At 44.6% G+C, this 16,759-nt stretch carries 17 protein-coding genes and 4 pseudogenes; 9 read left to right on the top strand and 12 right to left on the bottom strand.

The features are described from left to right. Positions 1–49: 49 nt before the first annotated feature. The 8 genes and pseudogenes from DXE44_RS04605 to DXE44_RS04640 all read left to right on the top strand — a co-directional run bounded on the left by DXE44_RS04605 (position 50) and on the right by DXE44_RS04640 (position 5,565). Positions 50–1,516, top strand: coding sequence for a protein adenylyltransferase SelO (locus DXE44_RS04605; protein ID WP_114652987.1), 1,467 nt, complete (start codon positions 50–52; stop codon positions 1,514–1,516). Between the two features lie 18 nt (positions 1,517–1,534). Beyond that, positions 1,535–1,946: pseudogene (gene msrB, locus DXE44_RS04610) on the top strand (peptide-methionine (R)-S-oxide reductase MsrB). A 26-nt stretch (positions 1,947–1,972) separates the two neighbouring features. Next, positions 1,973–2,521 carry a septation protein A gene (locus DXE44_RS04615; protein WP_114652989.1) on the top strand — a complete coding sequence of 183 codons (549 nt, stop codon included), beginning with the start codon at positions 1,973–1,975 and terminating at the stop codon, positions 2,519–2,521. Beyond that, a complete protein-coding gene (locus DXE44_RS04620) occupies positions 2,518–2,802 on the top strand; it encodes a BolA family protein (RefSeq protein ID WP_114652991.1) in 285 nt (94 codons plus the stop codon). The genes DXE44_RS04615 and DXE44_RS04620 overlap by 4 nt, the downstream gene beginning before the upstream one ends. A gap of 51 nt (positions 2,803–2,853) precedes the next feature. Then, positions 2,854–3,648 carry a peptidylprolyl isomerase gene (locus DXE44_RS04625; protein WP_114652993.1) on the top strand — a complete coding sequence of 265 codons (795 nt, stop codon included), beginning with the start codon at positions 2,854–2,856 and terminating at the stop codon, positions 3,646–3,648. 90 nt (positions 3,649–3,738) lie between these two features. Then, positions 3,739–4,125: a lactoylglutathione lyase gene (gloA, locus tag DXE44_RS04630; RefSeq protein ID WP_114652995.1), complete on the top strand. Its 387-nt coding sequence runs from the start codon at positions 3,739–3,741 to the stop codon at positions 4,123–4,125. Positions 4,126–4,140: 15 nt separating this feature from the next. Then, positions 4,141–5,313 (top strand): GNAT family N-acetyltransferase, encoded by a 1,173-nt coding sequence (locus DXE44_RS04635; protein ID WP_114652997.1) that lies wholly within the window; start codon positions 4,141–4,143, stop codon positions 5,311–5,313. Then, positions 5,310–5,565: pseudogene (locus tag DXE44_RS04640) on the top strand (DUF1289 domain-containing protein). The gene DXE44_RS04635 and the pseudogene DXE44_RS04640 overlap by 4 nt, the downstream one beginning before the upstream one ends. Here the strand turns inward: DXE44_RS04640 and DXE44_RS04645 are convergent. Both DXE44_RS04645 and DXE44_RS04650 read right to left on the bottom strand, forming a co-directional pair. Further along, on the bottom strand, positions 5,562–7,169 hold the full coding sequence (locus DXE44_RS04645) for an ABC-F family ATPase (RefSeq protein ID WP_114654353.1): 1,608 nt from the start codon (positions 7,167–7,169) through the stop codon (positions 5,562–5,564). The pseudogene DXE44_RS04640 and the gene DXE44_RS04645 sit on opposite strands and share 4 nt — an antisense overlap. 101 nt (positions 7,170–7,270) lie before the next feature. Further along, positions 7,271–7,985, bottom strand: a pseudogene (locus DXE44_RS04650) (queuosine precursor transporter). Between the two features lie 96 nt (positions 7,986–8,081). Between DXE44_RS04650 and DXE44_RS04655 the strand changes: the two are divergent. Beyond that, complete coding sequence (locus tag DXE44_RS04655) at positions 8,082–9,260, top strand: acyl-CoA dehydrogenase (protein WP_114652999.1); 1,179 nt, start codon at positions 8,082–8,084, stop codon at positions 9,258–9,260. Here DXE44_RS04655 and mnmH read toward each other — a convergent pair. The 10 genes and pseudogenes from mnmH to soxB form a co-directional block, all read right to left on the bottom strand. After that, a complete protein-coding gene (gene mnmH, locus DXE44_RS04660; protein WP_114653001.1) occupies positions 9,257–10,330 on the bottom strand; it encodes a tRNA 2-selenouridine(34) synthase MnmH in 1,074 nt (357 codons plus the stop codon). The two genes, DXE44_RS04655 and mnmH, sit on opposite strands and share 4 nt — an antisense overlap. A gap of 8 nt (positions 10,331–10,338) precedes the next feature. Next, on the bottom strand, positions 10,339–10,758 hold the full coding sequence (locus DXE44_RS04665) for an acyl-CoA thioesterase (protein ID WP_114653003.1): 420 nt from the start codon (positions 10,756–10,758) through the stop codon (positions 10,339–10,341). A 27-nt stretch (positions 10,759–10,785) separates the two neighbouring features. Then, a complete protein-coding gene (locus DXE44_RS04670) occupies positions 10,786–11,130 on the bottom strand; it encodes a protein tyrosine phosphatase family protein (protein ID WP_114653005.1) in 345 nt (114 codons plus the stop codon). Between the two features lie 65 nt (positions 11,131–11,195). Then, positions 11,196–11,630 carry a YeeE/YedE family protein gene (locus DXE44_RS04675; RefSeq protein ID WP_114653007.1) on the bottom strand — a complete coding sequence of 145 codons (435 nt, stop codon included), beginning with the start codon at positions 11,628–11,630 and terminating at the stop codon, positions 11,196–11,198. Beyond that, positions 11,631–12,049: pseudogene (locus DXE44_RS11375) on the bottom strand (YeeE/YedE family protein). Between the two features lie 21 nt (positions 12,050–12,070). Continuing rightward, positions 12,071–13,192 carry a YeeE/YedE family protein gene (locus DXE44_RS04685; protein WP_114653009.1) on the bottom strand — a complete coding sequence of 374 codons (1,122 nt, stop codon included), beginning with the start codon at positions 13,190–13,192 and terminating at the stop codon, positions 12,071–12,073. 16 nt (positions 13,193–13,208) lie between these two features. Continuing rightward, complete coding sequence (locus tag DXE44_RS04690; protein WP_114653011.1) at positions 13,209–13,526, bottom strand: hypothetical protein; 318 nt, start codon at positions 13,524–13,526, stop codon at positions 13,209–13,211. 60 nt (positions 13,527–13,586) lie between these two features. Continuing rightward, positions 13,587–14,447, bottom strand: coding sequence for an MBL fold metallo-hydrolase (locus tag DXE44_RS04695; protein WP_114653013.1), 861 nt, complete (start codon positions 14,445–14,447; stop codon positions 13,587–13,589). Between the two features lie 125 nt (positions 14,448–14,572). Next, positions 14,573–15,007, bottom strand: coding sequence for a DsrE family protein (locus tag DXE44_RS04700; RefSeq protein WP_114653015.1), 435 nt, complete (start codon positions 15,005–15,007; stop codon positions 14,573–14,575). A 15-nt stretch (positions 15,008–15,022) separates the two neighbouring features. Continuing rightward, the gene (gene soxB / locus DXE44_RS04705) at positions 15,023–16,756 is read right to left on the bottom strand and encodes a thiosulfohydrolase SoxB (protein WP_114653017.1); all 1,734 of its coding nucleotides are present in this window, start codon (positions 16,754–16,756) and stop codon (positions 15,023–15,025) included. Positions 16,757–16,759 lie beyond the last annotated feature (3 nt).

Raw genomic sequence — 16,759 nt, forward strand, 5'->3', positions numbered from 1 at the left:
CATTTTAGAGGCTTCTGCGGTACTTGTGAATTACCCATAGAATACAAATATGCCTTTTACCCTCCGTGGCGATGATGTTTGCCAAGCAACCCCACCTACCCCACTGCCCAATCCCTACTGGGTTGCATTCTCACCAGCTGTCGCAGAGCTAATCCATATGGAGCTTGGAAATAATGACTTGCCTAAAGATCCGGAATGGTTGGAGGTATTAGGGGGAAATCAACTGAATGTGGGCGAACACATATTTTCTAATCCGATTTCAACGGCTTATAGCGGACATCAATTTGGATCATGGGCGGGACAATTAGGTGATGGTCGCGCAATCCTACTGGGTGATATCAATCATCTAGAGCTACAGTTAAAAGGTGCCGGTAGAACGCACTACTCCAGAATGGGTGACGGAAGAGCAGTCTTAAGATCCTCCATTCGAGAATTTCTGTGTAGCGAAGCAATGCATGCGCTTGGTATACCTACTAGCCGCGCTCTTTCCGTAGTTGGATCAAAACAGGCGGTTAGACGTGAAATCATGGAAACAGCTGCGGTATGTTCTCGCATAGCCCCAAGCTTTATTCGCATCGGCCACTTTGAGCACTTTGCTTCACTTCAGAATATTGTTCGCCTGAAGGAATTAGCAGATCTACTGATTGCAGAATTTTATCCAGAGTGTGCATCCAAAGAGGATCTCTACTTAAGCCTTTTTAAAGAGATTAGTGCTCGCAATGCAAAGTTAGTGGCGCAGTGGCAATCGGTAGGATTTTGTCATGGTGTTTTAAATAGCGATAACATTAGTGCTCTAGGCCTGACTATTGACTATGGCCCTTTTGGGTTTTTAGATCATTTTGAAATCGACCACATCTGCAATCATAGTGATCATGGCGGCAGATATGCATACCATCGTCAGCCCCAAATCATGCATTGGAATATGGCCTGTCTTGCCAGTGCAATGCTTCCTCTATTGGAGCTAGAGCATTCCGCAGAAGAGTCTCAAAACCTGTTGCGCTCTGCCCTTGAAGATTTTCCATTGATTTACGCCAATGAATGGCAACAAGCATTTCGACAAAAACTAGGATTGCAATTAGAGCAGGATGGTGACATAGAGCTCATTGAACGCCTCCTCCAAGCTATGCATGATTCAAAGGTAGATTTCACCAGCTTCTTCCGAAATCTGGGTAATCTCAAAAACGAATCTAGTCCAACAGAGATCTTGCAAAGAAATGAATTTGTCGATCGTGAACATATTGATCAATGGTTTGCCGACTACACCAGTAGACTTCAATCTGAGAATTTACCTGATGATGAAAGAAAAAGGCTGATGGATGGAGTCAACCCCAAATACATTCTAAGAAATCACTTAGCTCAAGCCGTAATTGAAAAGGCGCAGCAGGATGATTTTTCTGAAGTAGCTACCATATTAACAATATTGAGCAAGCCATTTGATGAGCAGTTGTTATTTAATGATTACTCAAAACCACCGCCACTGGATATGCAACGAGTTGCAGTCAGTTGCTCTTCTTAATGAAAGAAATTCATTGTCATGACAAAGAAAACAGATCGGGAATACAGAGATGCATTGTGATACTCAATACCGGGTAACGCGTGAGGCCGCAACAGAGAGGCCTTTTACTGGCAAGTACTGGGATCACTGGGAAAATGGTCAATATCGCTGCATTTGCTGTGATACCCCCCTATTTCAATCATCGACCAAGTTCGATGCAGGTTGCGGGTGGCCTAGCTATAACGCACCTGAGAATGCTGCAGCGATTACCGAAGTTCGGGATATGTCCCATGGCATGATTCGCACCGAAGTCCGCTGTACCCATTGTGATGCGCATTTGGGGCACGTATTTGAAGATGGTCCTCAACCTACGGGGCTTCGCTACTGCATTAATTCAGCATCCTTAAGATTTGAACCTTCCGGGAATGCCGCTCCCACTAAAACTGAATAATTCTGAAATAGCTGGATAATCACCGCATGAAATTTCTATTTGACCTCTTCCCGATCATCCTCTTTTTTATTGCATTTAAATTTGCAGACATTTACACGGCAACTATCGTAGCTATGGTTGCCACCATTGGGCAAATTCTCTGGGTTTACTATCGACATCATAAGATCGATGCGATGCAATGGGTTAGCTTGGTCATGATTCTGGTTTTTGGTAGTCTGACTATATTCCTGCACGACAAGACTTTTATTCAACTCAAACCAACGGCCCTATATTGGCCTTTTGCAGGCGCTCTATTTATTAGCGCTCAGTTTTTTCAAAAGAACTGGATACAGGTTTTGATGGGAAAACAAATTACCTTAAAAGAGCACAGTTCTAAATCAGTTTGGCATCAAGTGAATATGGCCTGGGCAATCTTTTTCTTCTTGATGGGTGCACTCAATCTCTATATTGCTTTTGAGCTCTCTGAGGAGACGTGGGTTAACTTCAAGTTATTTGGTAGCACAGCTCTGCTGGTAGTCTTTGTGATTGTCCAAGGCATTTGGCTCAGTCGCCACATGGAGCATCCTGCAGAATGAGTATTAATCAAGAGAGAATTGCCGTGTTTGAGTCAGACTTAAGATCTGCATTTAAGGCAGAGCATTTAACTATTGAAGATGAAAGCCACCTCCACGCAGGTCATGCTGGAGCAGCTTCTGGCGGCGGGCACTTCAAGTTGACGATCGTAGCCCCAGAATTTGAGGGTATGAACAAGGTAGCTCGGCATAGAGCTATTTATGCTGCCCTCAACAAGCACTTCCCTGATGCGATCCATGCCCTGACCATCTCGGCATTCACCCCTAGTGAAAGCACTAATTAACCTCAGATTGCTTTAAGATTCCCTTTTATTCCTATTTATATTTTCTAGCCCATGTTGAACCTACGCCCAATTTTGACCATTAGCGCTTTTAGTCTTGCACTTCTTGCCTCAGCAGTTCATGCACAAAGTGCTGCCATCGTGAATGGCAAGCCCATCCCCAAAGCGCAATTAGATAAATTAATTCAAAAATCAAATCAACCGGATAGCCCTCAAGCCCGCGATCAGGGTAGAGAAATGCTGGTGACACGTGAACTGATCTTGCAAGAGGCAAATAACCGGGGAATCACACAAAAAGAGTCTGTTCGCGAGCAACTAGAGCAGTCCAAGATGGGGGTGCTCATTGCTACCGTATTTGAGGACTTCGTTGAAAGAGAAGGCGTAACCGAAGCTGAGCTAAAAACGGCTTATGAGCAAGTTAAGGGACAGTACACCGGCAAGGAATATCACGTCGAACATATCCTTGTTGAAAAAGAAGCTGATGCAAAAACGATTACTGCACAGATTAAGGCTGGCGGCAACTTTGAGCAAATTGTCAAAGAAAAGTCTAAAGATCCTGGCTCCGCCCCAAATAGCGGAGACCTGGGCTGGGTAAATGATAAATCGCTGGTACCAGAGTTCTCTAAGGCAATGGTCCAACTCAAAAAGGGTCAGGTTACCGATAAGCCGGTAAAAACTCAGTATGGCTGGCATATCATCAAATTGGATGATGTACGTGATGTCCAAGCACCTAGCATGGATGAACTCAAAGGTCAGTTAAAGCAGATGATCGCAGCAGATCAGAATTGGCAAAAAGCAAAATTCTCTGAATTAATGCAAAAGCTCCGCGCTAAGGCAAAGATTCAATAAGATCCGGCTGCTCCAACCCACAAACTCAGACTAATCCCCTGGGTTTTTTCTTGCTCAACAAAAATCGACGTTTAGCTTTATATTTAAACAATGATGATCCTACATACCATGCTGAGAGTCGGCAATATGGCTCGCTCAATTGATTTCTATACCAAAGTTTTAGGTATGAACTTGCTTCGGACCACTGAACGCCCTGAACAAAAATATTCACTGGCATTTGTAGGCTTCGGAAAGGGTAATGCAGACGGACAATCCGAGATTGAGCTTACCTACAACCATGGTGTTGATAAATACAATCTTGGCGATGCCTATGGACATATAGCCATCAGCGTTCCTAACGCCTATGCAGCCTGTGAAAAAATCAAAGCCGCTGGCGGCAATGTCACTCGTGAAGCTGGCCCCGTAATGGGTGGGGACACCATCATTGCATTTGTTACGGATCCTGATGGCTACAAGATTGAGTTAATTCAACGCTGAATCCCTACGCCTTAGTTGAAACAGGAAGCTATCCAACTTCGAATCATCGACGCCCTTTCAGATCTTGCTGAGAGCGATTGGGATGCCCTCCTGGCATCTGATTCCGGCCCATTCTTAAAGTATGCTTTTCTTAATGCGCTAGAAAAAACTGGCTGTGTAGGCGGCAATACTGGATGGCAAGCTGCCCACCTCATTATTGAGGATTCAAAATCTCGCTTGCTTGGTGCAATGCCGCTTTACCTTAAGCAACATTCCTATGGTGAGTTTGTCTTTGATTGGGCCTGGGCGCAGGCATACGAGCAGAACGGAATGGCTTACTATCCAAAGGCGTTATCTGTTATTCCGTTTACTCCAGTTCGCGGCCCCAGACTACTTGTATCTCCTAAAGTGGATAAAGGGGCTATACAAGCAGCCTTGGTCTCTGGCTTAAAAACACTAGTAAGTCAAAATGGGCTTTCATCTGCTCACGTGCTCTTCCCAGAAAATGAGGAATTAGAAGCGCTTAAACAACAAGGTTTTATGTTGCGCGACTCAGTGCAGTTTCATTGGCATAACCAGAGCTATCCAGATTTTGAAAATTACCTTGCCGACTTAACGATGAAGCGTCGTAAGAATATTCGTCGAGAACGTGCTGCTGTAGACAGTCACCAAATCAGCTACAGACATATTCCGGGTGAGATTGCTACGCCGAGCGATTGGAGCTTCTTTTATCGTTGCTATGAAAACACCTATATAGAGCACCGCTCTTCACCCTACTTAACTGAAGAATGCATTCAATTACTTGGCAGCAGCATGCCTGAGAATTTTCATCTCATTATTGCGACTCAGAATGAGATACCGATAGCCTCATCTTTGCTCGTAGTCGATAAGCCAAATAAACAGGCATATGGACGCTACTGGGGTGCGATTGAACATATCCCTTGTTTACATTTTGAATTGGCTTACTACCAAGCAATTGAGTATTGCATCAAGGAGGGTATTCAAGTGTTTGAGAGTGGCGCTCAAGGCGAGCACAAAATGACTAGAGGATTCTTACCCACCACCCTGCAGTCTGCGCATTGGATTGCAGATGCCAACTTCTCCAGTGCAGTTAAGCACTTTTTGGAGCGAGAGCATGAAGGAATGGCTGCATATGTCGATGAGCTTGAGCAACACATTCCCCTGAAATCGTCTAAAGTACTGCCATGACTTCGTCCAATAACTCACCAGAACAAGCTGGAGCCAATTCTTTAGGGGTTGGTGATGACGCTTCTGATTCGCCCTGTATTGGCGTTTGTACGACTCTCTATGATGAAATTTGCCAGGGTTGCGGCCGTACTCTAGGCGAAGTCAGTAATTGAAGTCTTCTTTAGTCAAGAAGAAAAAGATTCAGTATGGAAACGCATTCGTGCCGATGGCACTGCAATGCGATTCCAACGTCAATCCAAAGAAAATACTTAACCAGTTAAAGCCTGGCTGCGTAAATATTCTTCGTAGGTTCCAGAGTAATCCACTACGGTGCCGTCCATCTTGACTTCTAAGATACGGTTGGCCAAAGCAGAAACAAACTCACGGTCATGAGAAACAAATATCAAAGTGCCATCGAATTTCTCAAGCGCAATCTGCAAGCTCTCAATGGACTCCATGTCCATATGGTTGGTTGGCTCATCCATTGCAAGGACGTTATATTTTTGAAGCATTAATTTGCCCCAAATCATTCTGCCCTTCTCGCCACCAGACAATACTTTGACAGACTTACCAATATCATCGCCTGAGAAAAGTAAGCGGCCCAATGTGCCACGAATCACTTGATCGTCATCGCCAGTATTGCGCCAGTTATTCATCCAATCCATGAGCAATTCGTCTTTTGCGAACATCTCAGTATTGTCTTGAGGCATAACTCCCACATTGGCGTTTTCTGCCCACTTCACATCACCGCTATCAGCAGGAATTCCTTCAAAGCGTTTGCTTAAGATTGTTTTTAATAATGTAGTTTTACCTGCACCGTTTTGACCAATGATCGCGATCTTTTCGCCAGCACGAATACCAATCTTGAAGTTCTTAAAAATCGGGCGGTCGTAAGCCTTGGTCAGTGCATTGCATTCAACGGCCATGTTATGAAGTTTTTTCTCAGCGTCAAAACGAATAAATGGGTTTTGACGTGAAGAAGGCCTCACTTCAACAATCTCAATTTTCTCTAACTGTCTTTGACGTGAAGTCGCTTGACGTGCCTTCGATGCGTTAGCAGAGAATCGTGCAACGAATGCCGCTAATTCAGCAATTTTTTCTTTGGCTTTAACGTTATTGCTGAGTTGTTGCGATCTTGCTTGTACAGATGCCAGCATGTACGAGTCGTAATTGCCTGGATACACCTTGAGTGTTCCATAGTCCATGTCTGCCATGTGCGTACACACCTCGTTAAGGAAGTGGCGATCATGGGAAATAATGACAATCGTGCTCTTAATTTGATTGAGCATATCTTCAAGCCAATGAATAGAGTGAATATCTAAGTTATTGGTTGGCTCATCAAGCAAGAGTACATCTGGATCTGAGAATAAGGCTTGTGCCAGCAATACACGCAACTTCCAGCCTGGAGCAACATTGCTCATTGGGCCATTGTGCTGCTCAATAGGAATACCAATACCTAATAACAGCTCCCCTGCTTTTGCTTCTGCGGTATAGCCGCCGTACTCAGCATACTTGCCCTCGAGCTCAGCAGCCTTCATGTAATCTTCATCAGTGGCATCTGGGTTGGCGTAGATGGCATCACGCTCAGCTGCAGCCTTCCACATCTCCTCGTGACCCATCATGACTACGTCTAATGCGCGCACATCTTCATACGCAAACTGGTCTTGGCGTAACTTACCAAGGCGAATGCCAGGATCCAAGCTCACATTTCCACTGGTTGGCTCTAGCTCGCCACCCAAAATCTTCATAAAGGTAGACTTACCGCAACCGTTGGCACCAATCAGGCCATAGCGATTACCGCCGCCAAACTTAACGGAGATATTTTCAAACAGGGGTTTCGCCCCAAACTGCATAGTGATATTAGATACGGACAGCACGGATGTGTTCTTACTTTCTGATAGGTCAATACTAGGGTGCGGATGCAGGTTTTGCATCAAAGACCGTTATTTTAACGGCTAGCGCTCAAAAAAGCCGTAAATTAGACTTTCAGCTTAAACGGCGTGAAATTGGTATGAATGTCATAGTGATCTTGGTTTTCCTTACGTTTCAGAAAACCGACTACCCAGTAGGTCAAAGGGGTTGCTAGAGCCTCCCAGGCGGTCTTTAAGACGCATTGGGAAGCTGCCCCACAGCCAAAACCTCATCTATGGGCCACAGGCCGTAAAAAGCCAGCAAATAGAACAGCGATGAATCCACCAGCTCGCCGCTAGCTGTGGAGCCTATCGTGCGCATCCAGAGGTGGAGAGACCCTTGGTCAAAATCTTCATTTTGGCCAAGGTATAGCTATTAACAAAGCTGCCACACCAAAAAGCAATTATGGAGGCAAGAGCCACTCTCCAAGAATTGCCAAATACGGTCTCCATGCCCTGCTGGTAATTGGCCATATAAGACCCTGGGGCAACCGGTAAAGCAATTACTGCTTGAGCCATAATGGCGGCAAAAGCCAGTGCTGTAAATCCTGCCCATACTGCCCGGCGGTCATAAGCATAGCCATAGACCTCAGTGAGTATGTCGCCAAAAAAATAAGCAATCGGAAAAAACAGGATCCCAGCCCCAAATGTGACATTGCCAAAATAAGGTAGATCCAAAGTCGCAGCCTTACCGGCGCCAATAAAGTTGGAGCACAGTAGGACTACTACAAACGCTGTCAGTATCAGGTCGTAGTAGCGGTGGTGGCGTCTAGGAGAGTCCATCAAACAAGAAAAAAATGGATAATGGAAAGAGCATATCTGCATTCATAGAATTTCACAGTGTGCAGATTAAAAACTACGAGAGGACAACAAAGAACCATGAGCAAAGCTAGTTTTAATTGGGCAGACCCCCTACTCCTTGATACGCAATTAACCGAAGAGGAGCGCATGGTGCGCGACGCTGCCGCTGAATATGCCCAGGGTCGTTTAATGCCGCGTATTCATGATGCTTATCGCAATGAAACTACTGATCCAGCCATCTTCCGTGAAATGGGTGAACTCGGTCTTTTAGGTATCACCATCCCTGAAGAATATGGTGGCGCAAATCTCAATTACGTTTCTTATGGGTTGATTGCTCGTGAAATTGAGCGCATGGACTCTGGATATCGCTCCATGATGAGCGTGCAATCATCCTTAGCCATGGTTCCTATTAATGAGTTTGGTAGCGAGGCTCAAAAACAAAAGTACCTACCCAAGCTCGCTACTGGTGAATGGATTGGTTGCTTTGGATTAACTGAGCCGAATTTTGGCTCTGATGCTGGCGGCATGATCACTAGAGCCAAGAAGGTTCCAGGTGGCTTCTCGCTCGCTGGCTCCAAGATGTGGATCTCCAATTCCCCAATTGCAGATGTATTTGTTGTCTGGGCTAAAAATGATGAAGGCTTGATTAGAGGCTTTATTTTAGAAAAAGGCATGAAGGGACTATCTGCACCCAAGATCAGCGGGAAGATGGGTTTACGCGCTTCCATTACCGGCGAAATCGTAATGGATGAAGTCTTTGTCCCAGCTGAAAATGAATTCCCAGAAATTACTGGCCTCAAGGGTCCATTTACCTGCTTGAATTCAGCGCGTTACGGCATTGCTTGGGGCACGCTTGGTGCTGCTGAGTGGTGCTGGTATGCTGCACGCCAATACACCATGAATCGCAAGCAATTTGATCGCCCTCTTGCGGCCAATCAGCTCATTCAAAAGAAATTGGCTGATATGCAGACTGAGATCACGCTGGCCCTTCAAGGCTGCTTGCGCTTAGGTCGCATGAAGGATGAAGGTATCGCCGCCCCCGAAATCACTTCCATGATGAAGCGAAACTCCTGCGGTAAATCCTTAGATGTAGCTCGACTAGCTAGAGACATGCATGGCGGAAACGGCATCTCAGATGAGTATGGCGTAGTACGTCATATGCTCAATCTGGAAGTCGTCAATACCTATGAGGGTACGCATGATATTCATGCCCTCATTTTGGGCCGTGCACAAACTGGGATACAGGCATTTAGTTAAAGCTGAATTTTCGTGATGAGGTCTTTTGCAGCTTTTGCGAAGGCTTCATCACTGTCATTCTCAAGTTCTACGAAATGATCTTCGCGATAGCCTGGAAAATTGCGAACGATAGAAGATTGGTAGGATGGGTCGTAATGCATCACCAATAATTCTTCCACTAGACTCTCAAAATCTCCCGCATCAATTGCTTCATGCCATTTGGCAATTTGAATCTTGCCATAGCGCGATGTTAACAAGCCAAACTTTTGCTTAAAGCTTTCAGGGTTAGATAAAAAATGTCGGTACTCACGCAGAAGCCAAGAAACACGTGTAGCAGTAGTTGAACGAAGTTCAATGCACTGACCTTCACGAATCCGCTCCATTAATGGATCCGGAATATGTAAGCCGCCTACCTTTTTGCTTTCAGACTCAACAAATATAATCTTGCTGGAGTCCAATTGATTCAACGCATTCCACAAATTCGTCTCAAAGCTCTTTTGTGAAGGTTGCTCAATATTCGGCTCATTGCCAAGGACTGAGCCACGGTGAATAGCTAAGCCCTCAAGATCGAGTATTTGCTGCCCAAGTAAGCCAATCTCCTGGAGGATGCGAGTCTTGCCGCTTCCAGTCATACCGGCAATCACCTGGAAAGAAAAATCTTTTGCGGCCTGATCCAGGCCATCAATCACAACACGACGAAAGCCTTGGTAGCCACTTTGTAGTTGCATGGCCTTCCAGCCAATGCGATTGAGAATGTGGGTAAATGCACCGCTGCGCTCGCCACCACGCCAGCAGTAAATCAAAGGACGCCATTCTCTTGAAAAATCGATGAGAGAGTTTTCTAGATGGTTGGCAATATTGCGTGAGACATAGGCGGCGCCTAATTTCTTTGCTGCAAATGGTGATACCTGCTTATACAAGGTGCCGATCTCTATACACTCATCATTGCTTAAGACCGGAAGATTAATGGCACCAGGGATATGATCTAAAGCAAATTCTGCTGGTGACCTGACATCAATGATGGCGTCGAACTGATCCAAAGATGATGCCAGTTTTTCAATACTCAAAATGTGCGGGTTACTGGATTGCAAACAATATCCTATCGTAGCTTGCTGGTCACATGATCAGGCCAGGGCGTAGATTTTCCAGTCTTTAGATCAACCCACACCATGGTGGCACCCCCTACTGCTGCCATCGTGTCAGGCTCAGTAGTTAATGCCATCGTGGTGTAAACATCCAAACTTGAACGACCAATATTTCCAATATAGGTTTTTAAAATGAGATCGCCTGGATAAGAAAGCTGTTGATAGAAATTACAAAAACCATTCATCATCAGCATAGACTCGTCACCAGGTGCGACATTGTAACCAAGTGAAGTAATCCACTCCACCCTAGCCTGCTCCATGTAACGAAAGTACACCGTGTTGTTGACATGGCCATATGCATCCATATCACCCCAACGAATCGGCATATTCATCCCATGAACAAACTTTTTCTCCTCTGGGATTTCTATGCGCATGATTTCTCAGTGGCAATCAAAGATGAATCAGCGAACTTGCAGTGCCATTTGATACAAATTGGTGGAGCGAGCCCCAGAACGGCAAAATGCCAATATCGGACCCGGCATTGTTTTGAGTAAACGGGCCATTTCAATAACCTGATCCTGAGTAAACGCACCTGGGATTACAGGCAAAAAGGCGTAGTTCAAACCCAATGCTTCTGCTTGAGCCTGAATTTGGGCATTCGTGGGTTGATCAGGCCCACCCTCAAAATCTGGACGATTGTTGATTACGCTTTTGTAACCCTGCTTAACAATTTCAGCTAAGTGGCTGGGATCAATCTGACCGAGTGTGCCGAACTGATCGGTATGACAGGAAATAGGAAGGCTCATCTAAACCTCAAAAAAATAGACAAAAAAAGAGTGTAAAAACTAATTATCCAGATTTTAAATCAGACTTACTTCTTGTGACCCGTAAAGAAGCGATTGCACAGCTCCATGCCCACCAGCATTGCCAATACAAAGACTAAAGCCTTGAGATGCCCGGCGCCAAGAGCAACAAGCGCAGGGCCAGGGCAAAATCCAGCAATACCCCAACCTGCCCCAAAAATAAGACCTCCAATGACGAGAGGTTTAGTGATATCTCTTCTAGTTGGGATGTGGAGCGCACCACCAAAAAATGCCTCAGTACGTTTAGAGACCAAATAAAAGCCACCTAGACCCACAAGAATTGCTCCTCCCATGACAAACATTAAAGAGGGATCCCAGTTACCAGCAAGATCTAGGAAGCTAAGAATCTTTTGTGGGTTACTCATGCCAGAAATAATGAGGCCGAATCCAAACAAAACACCTATCAAATACTGGCTATAGAAATTAAAGTGTCTTCTCGTCATTTAAAGACCCAATATATGGCGAATGACAAAAACCGTCAAAAACCCAGCACCCATAAAAGATAGAGTGGCAACCAAAGACTTTGGGGACAAACGAGATAGGCCGCAAACACCATGACCGCTAGTGCAACCTGAGCCGTAATTAGAGCCAAAACCCACCAACAAGCCAGCAATAATGATTGCGACCCAATCAGCATCTATTACTGAGCTTGTATGAAGATCAAAAAATAAGCCCCCCAAAAAATGGTGCGCTTAATAAGCCAACTAACATCGCCCTCTTTGGGCGAAAGCAATCCCGAAACAATGCCGCTGATACCTAGAATACGCCCATGAAGAATGACGTATAAAGCCGCTGCAATACCTAATAAGATCTCGCCAAAAAAAGCGGGGCCCGGGGAGAAAGCCAACCAATCTATTTGCATACTATTTATCTGGCCTATGAATTAACTGCAGGGATTGGGTGCATTACGTGTTTCTAAATAACGCAGAGCTAAGTAAGCACCAAAGATAAAGCCTGGCAAAGCTAGCAGCGAGCCAATTGCTAAGGTAGAAATACCACTCAAACCTTGGCCAACAGTGCAACCAAGTGCTGTAACACCGCCAAAGCCCATCAAGCTAGCTCCAACCAAGTGATTAGCGGTATCTTCAGGATTGCGAAAGCTCTCCCAGCGAAATGACTTAGTAATCAGCGATACGCAAGCAGACCCAGTAATCATTCCAGCGACGGCAGCAATACCAAGAGTAATAATTTTTGAGGTGTCGCTGTAGAGCATTAACCAATCTAATGAGAAAGCATAAGGCGCAACAAAGGAGAGACTCTCCATCCGCCCAGAATTGGTGACCAAGAAAACCTCTTCCAAGGTATTAGGGTCTTCGGTAACAAAACCTAAGTTTCCAGATACAAACCATACTGCGCAGATAACCAGACCAACAAAAATTCCGGCAAATAAGTTTTCTGCTGTCCAGAATGCTTTGCTAGCAAGAGTGTAGACAATAAAAGCAAAGCCGATAATCAAACCAAGAGCAAGATGTAAATTATTTCTGGCAATGCCGGTAACAGGACTCAAAATGCTTGGTAAATCCTGAGGAGTATTCAGTGCAATAAATACAGAATCCAAAGTGTTAATGCGAATAACCCCGAGAAAGCCTTTCATAGTCATATAGGCAGTTAGCCCAAGAACAATAAACACAATAATTGACTTGAGATTACCACCACCAATACGAACCAGCGTTTTGCTTCCACAACCCGATGCGAGCACCATACCAAAGCCAAATAAGGTGCTACCTACAATAGTTGATAACCATAAAAACTTACTACCGGTATACATGCTCTTCAGTGGATCGATCAAACCAAGGTAAGACATCAGTGCAAAGCCAACGACGGCAACACCAATAGCAAGAAACCACTGCTTTAGACGACCCCAGCTGGACATAATATAAATATCTGAAACTGCACCCATGCTGCAAAAACCCGTTTTTTGCATCACGGCGCCAAGCAAAAAAGTAATTGCGAAGGTCGCCCATAGAACGGACTTACTCAAACTATTGATATCAACTGCTTCCATATTAAAAATTCTTTAATTATTTTTTAAATTTATAAAGCTGCTGATTGAGAAAGGCCGTGACATCTGCCTCATCTTCAGGAAAGAGATCTAGCCGCAGTTCTGTATTACACATTGCAACCATCGACTTTAAATTCTGCAGGCTTTTAACCTTGCTGTCGCTGCGGGTGTAGATCATATCGCCATTACCAAAGCCCGACTTTTTAGAGTGACAGGTGTAGCACTTCTGCTCATCAATCTTCTTGCCGTTAGCAACATCCGGACTTGCAGAGGCGTATAAATTAAGGCCAAAGATAGCGGCCAGTGCAAAGCACAGCTTTAGTCGTAGTAATTTCATTTGAAATCAGCCATTTAGCGATGTAAACGACTATTTTAAAGCCCGGATGATAAATTTGCTTTATTCCGCCTGAATCGACAGGTAAACGTTATAGGCATTCATGCGGTTTGCAGCTCTAAATAAGGGCATTCCTTCGTATTCCGACCAATCAGTCTGCCGATAAGCCTCCTTAAAAGGATCCATATTTACAGCGGACTTCGTCATCGATTCACGCAAATATCTCAAATAATCCCTCGTAAAGCGGATATCTTCGATGGGATTGATGGATTGAGGCCCATGCCCCGGTATAACTACCTTGGGTTTAAATTTCTCAAACTCATCTAAGGCTTTTAGCCACCCCTTGCTATCCGCATTGCCCACAAAAGGAATGCGGCCACGGAAAACCAAATCTCCAGCAAAAAGGACTTCCTCTGACGGAATGTAAACCAATAGATCTTCTGGAGCATGGGCTGGGCCTACTCGGCTAATTAAAAACTCAACTCCGCCGATATTTAACTTTAATTGTTTATCAATCCAAATATCTGCTGGTAATAATTTTGTTTGATCATTGACCCGCGGGGCAAAATCAACCCGCGAAGCAATTAAACGTTGTTTTGCCGTTTCGGAGGAAAGATAGTTTCTACCCTCCCCTTGCGCATAAATCTTTGCGCCAATCTTTTTAAATTCCTGCAATCCATACACATGGTCGGCATGGTAATGAGTCACCACAACAGCAATAATTTTTTGCTTAGTAACTTTTGAAATCTCTTGAATCAACTTTTTCGCAAGGACTGGAGAGCCCAAGGCATCTATGACAACCACTCCCTTAGGGGTTACAACGAAACCTGCATTAGAGATAAAGTTTTGATTTTCGCTGCTACCTAATTCTGCCCTACCTTGAACGAAGTAAGTATGTGGCGCTACTTTAATGGGATTTAGCAATACACCTGCTGGATCATTTTTAGCTGGGCTGCTTTGAGCAAAGCAGAGGCTAAAAAAATAGCATTAATCAATAATGCTATTTTTAGATGGCGAATACTGCGCAGGAGCATATTCACAGAATGAGATTACGGCTTAATGTAAGCAAAATGATCTTTAAATTGAAGATCACCAATTCTTGCTACACCCGATGGAGTGAAGTCGGCATCTAGAATGAATTGATCCTTTTTAAGATTTCTATTTTTTAAAGTAATCTCACAAACTTCAAAGCGAACACCGCGAGACTTCAATGCACCAACCAGAGGGGCGTATTCAATATTGTTCTTCTTATCCTTGGCGCCCTCCATTAAGATATCAACCCCGTTTGCATGGGTAACAACAATAATTGTGGTGTCTGGCGCCACATCCAGATGGTTGCGTACATTCCTTAAACCTTTAATGCCTTGGGTCTGAGCATCATCAATGTGATAGACAACGCTTGAACCAGCAGCAAATGCATGCTGAGAAACCAACGTAGAACAAGCAATAAGAATTGATGCAGCTAAAGATAGATATTTTTTCATGACGGTTCTTTCTGTTTATTTAAGCGCAACCATACCGGGATTATTTTTAACGCCCTTGATGATTGGCTCATTTAGCTGAACTGCTTTGACCACTTTGACATCTCGAAGATGACGCTCAATGACGTCCCAAATCGCCTCGCCACCAGCATTCTTCGCCTCTTCGCTTACAGGAGCCCAGCCGGCAACTTTATAAGTCTTGCTTGGATCGATGTCCTTGCCATTGAGACGCATATCGCTAATACGCTTGCCGGCAGATGCAGCCGGATCAATGGTGTATTGCATGCCACCGACACGAACCATATCACCACCCTGCTGATAATACGGATCAGGATTAAATAGGTTATCCGCCACATCCTCAAGAATCGTCTTAATCATTTCACCGGTCATGTTCGTAACCGTGGTGTATGGATAAGTAATAGCCGTTTGATCCAATAAGTTTTCACGGGTAATTGGTTGACCTGGCAGCAAGCTAGTTCCCCAACGGAAACCTGGTGAGAATGCAATTTCCGCATTCTTCTGAGCCATGAGGCCATCCAAGATCAATTGGTCAAAGCTACCATTGAAATTACCACGACGGTACAAGAGACCTTCTGTTGTCGCCAATTTTTCATTGAGCTTAGCTTCATATGGTGCCCTGATTTTTTGAATCAGCTTATTCATTGCAGGATCAGCAGGGATCATATTGGAGAAGATTGGGAAGAGCTTATAACGGAAATCTACCGGTTTTCCACCCTTTACATCAAAGTCCAACACACCTAAGAACTTGGTATTCGAGCCAGCATTGGTCACCAAAGTTACGCCACCAGCATTCTTTACCTTGACAGGAATTGGAACTCCATCATGGGTATGACCTCCCATAATGGCATCTAAACCGGTAACACGGGATGCCATTTTTAAGTCAACATCCATACCGTTATGTGAGAGCAAGACAACCACTTTTGCACCCTTAGCCTTAACCTCATTAATGGTCTTTTGAAGATTCTCTTCCTGGATACCAAAAGTCCAATCAGGAGTGAAATAACGTGGGTTAGCAATTGGTGTGTATGGGAATGCTTGGCCAATTACGGCAACTTGAACGCCGTTTTGCACTTTCATGACATAAGGATTAAATACTGAGTCACCAAAGTCTGCAGTTTTAATATTTTGAGCAACGAAAGACACTTTGCCTTTGAAGTCGCCATTCACAATCTCCATGACGCGCTTCTCACCGAGAGTCATTTCCCAGTGTGGAGTCATAACATCAACGCCTAAGAGGAGTGCTGCATCAACCATATCCTGGCCATTAGTCCAAAGCGCCGTACCTGAACCCTGCCAAGTATCACCACCGTCTAATAGCAATGCGCCAGGACGGCTAGATTTGATTTGTTTAATCAAAGTTGCCATGTGGGCAAAGCCACCAACTTTTCCGTAGTTCTGCGCTGCCGCTACGTAATCAAGGTAAGTGAAGGCATGTGCATCACGTGTACCAGGTTTAATTCCATTTGCCTTTAAAAAATGTTCGCCGACCAAGTGTGGGGTTTTGCCTTCTTGAGCACCAATACCAAGATTGACATTAGGCTCACGGAAATAAATTGGTAGAAGTTGCGCATGGCAATCAGTGAAATGCAGGAAGTGCACATTACCGAATTTCGGCAAATCATAGAATTTTTGCGCACTGGTTAGGGCGCTTGCAAAATTGGATTGCAAACTCATGCCGCCTGCTGAGACAATAGCCAATGCTTGCAAAAACTCGCGACGATTTAAAGACATAGT

It is taken from the genome of Polynucleobacter necessarius (genome assembly GCF_900095175.1).
GTDB classification, from domain to species: Bacteria; Pseudomonadota; Gammaproteobacteria; order Burkholderiales; family Burkholderiaceae; genus Polynucleobacter; species Polynucleobacter necessarius_I.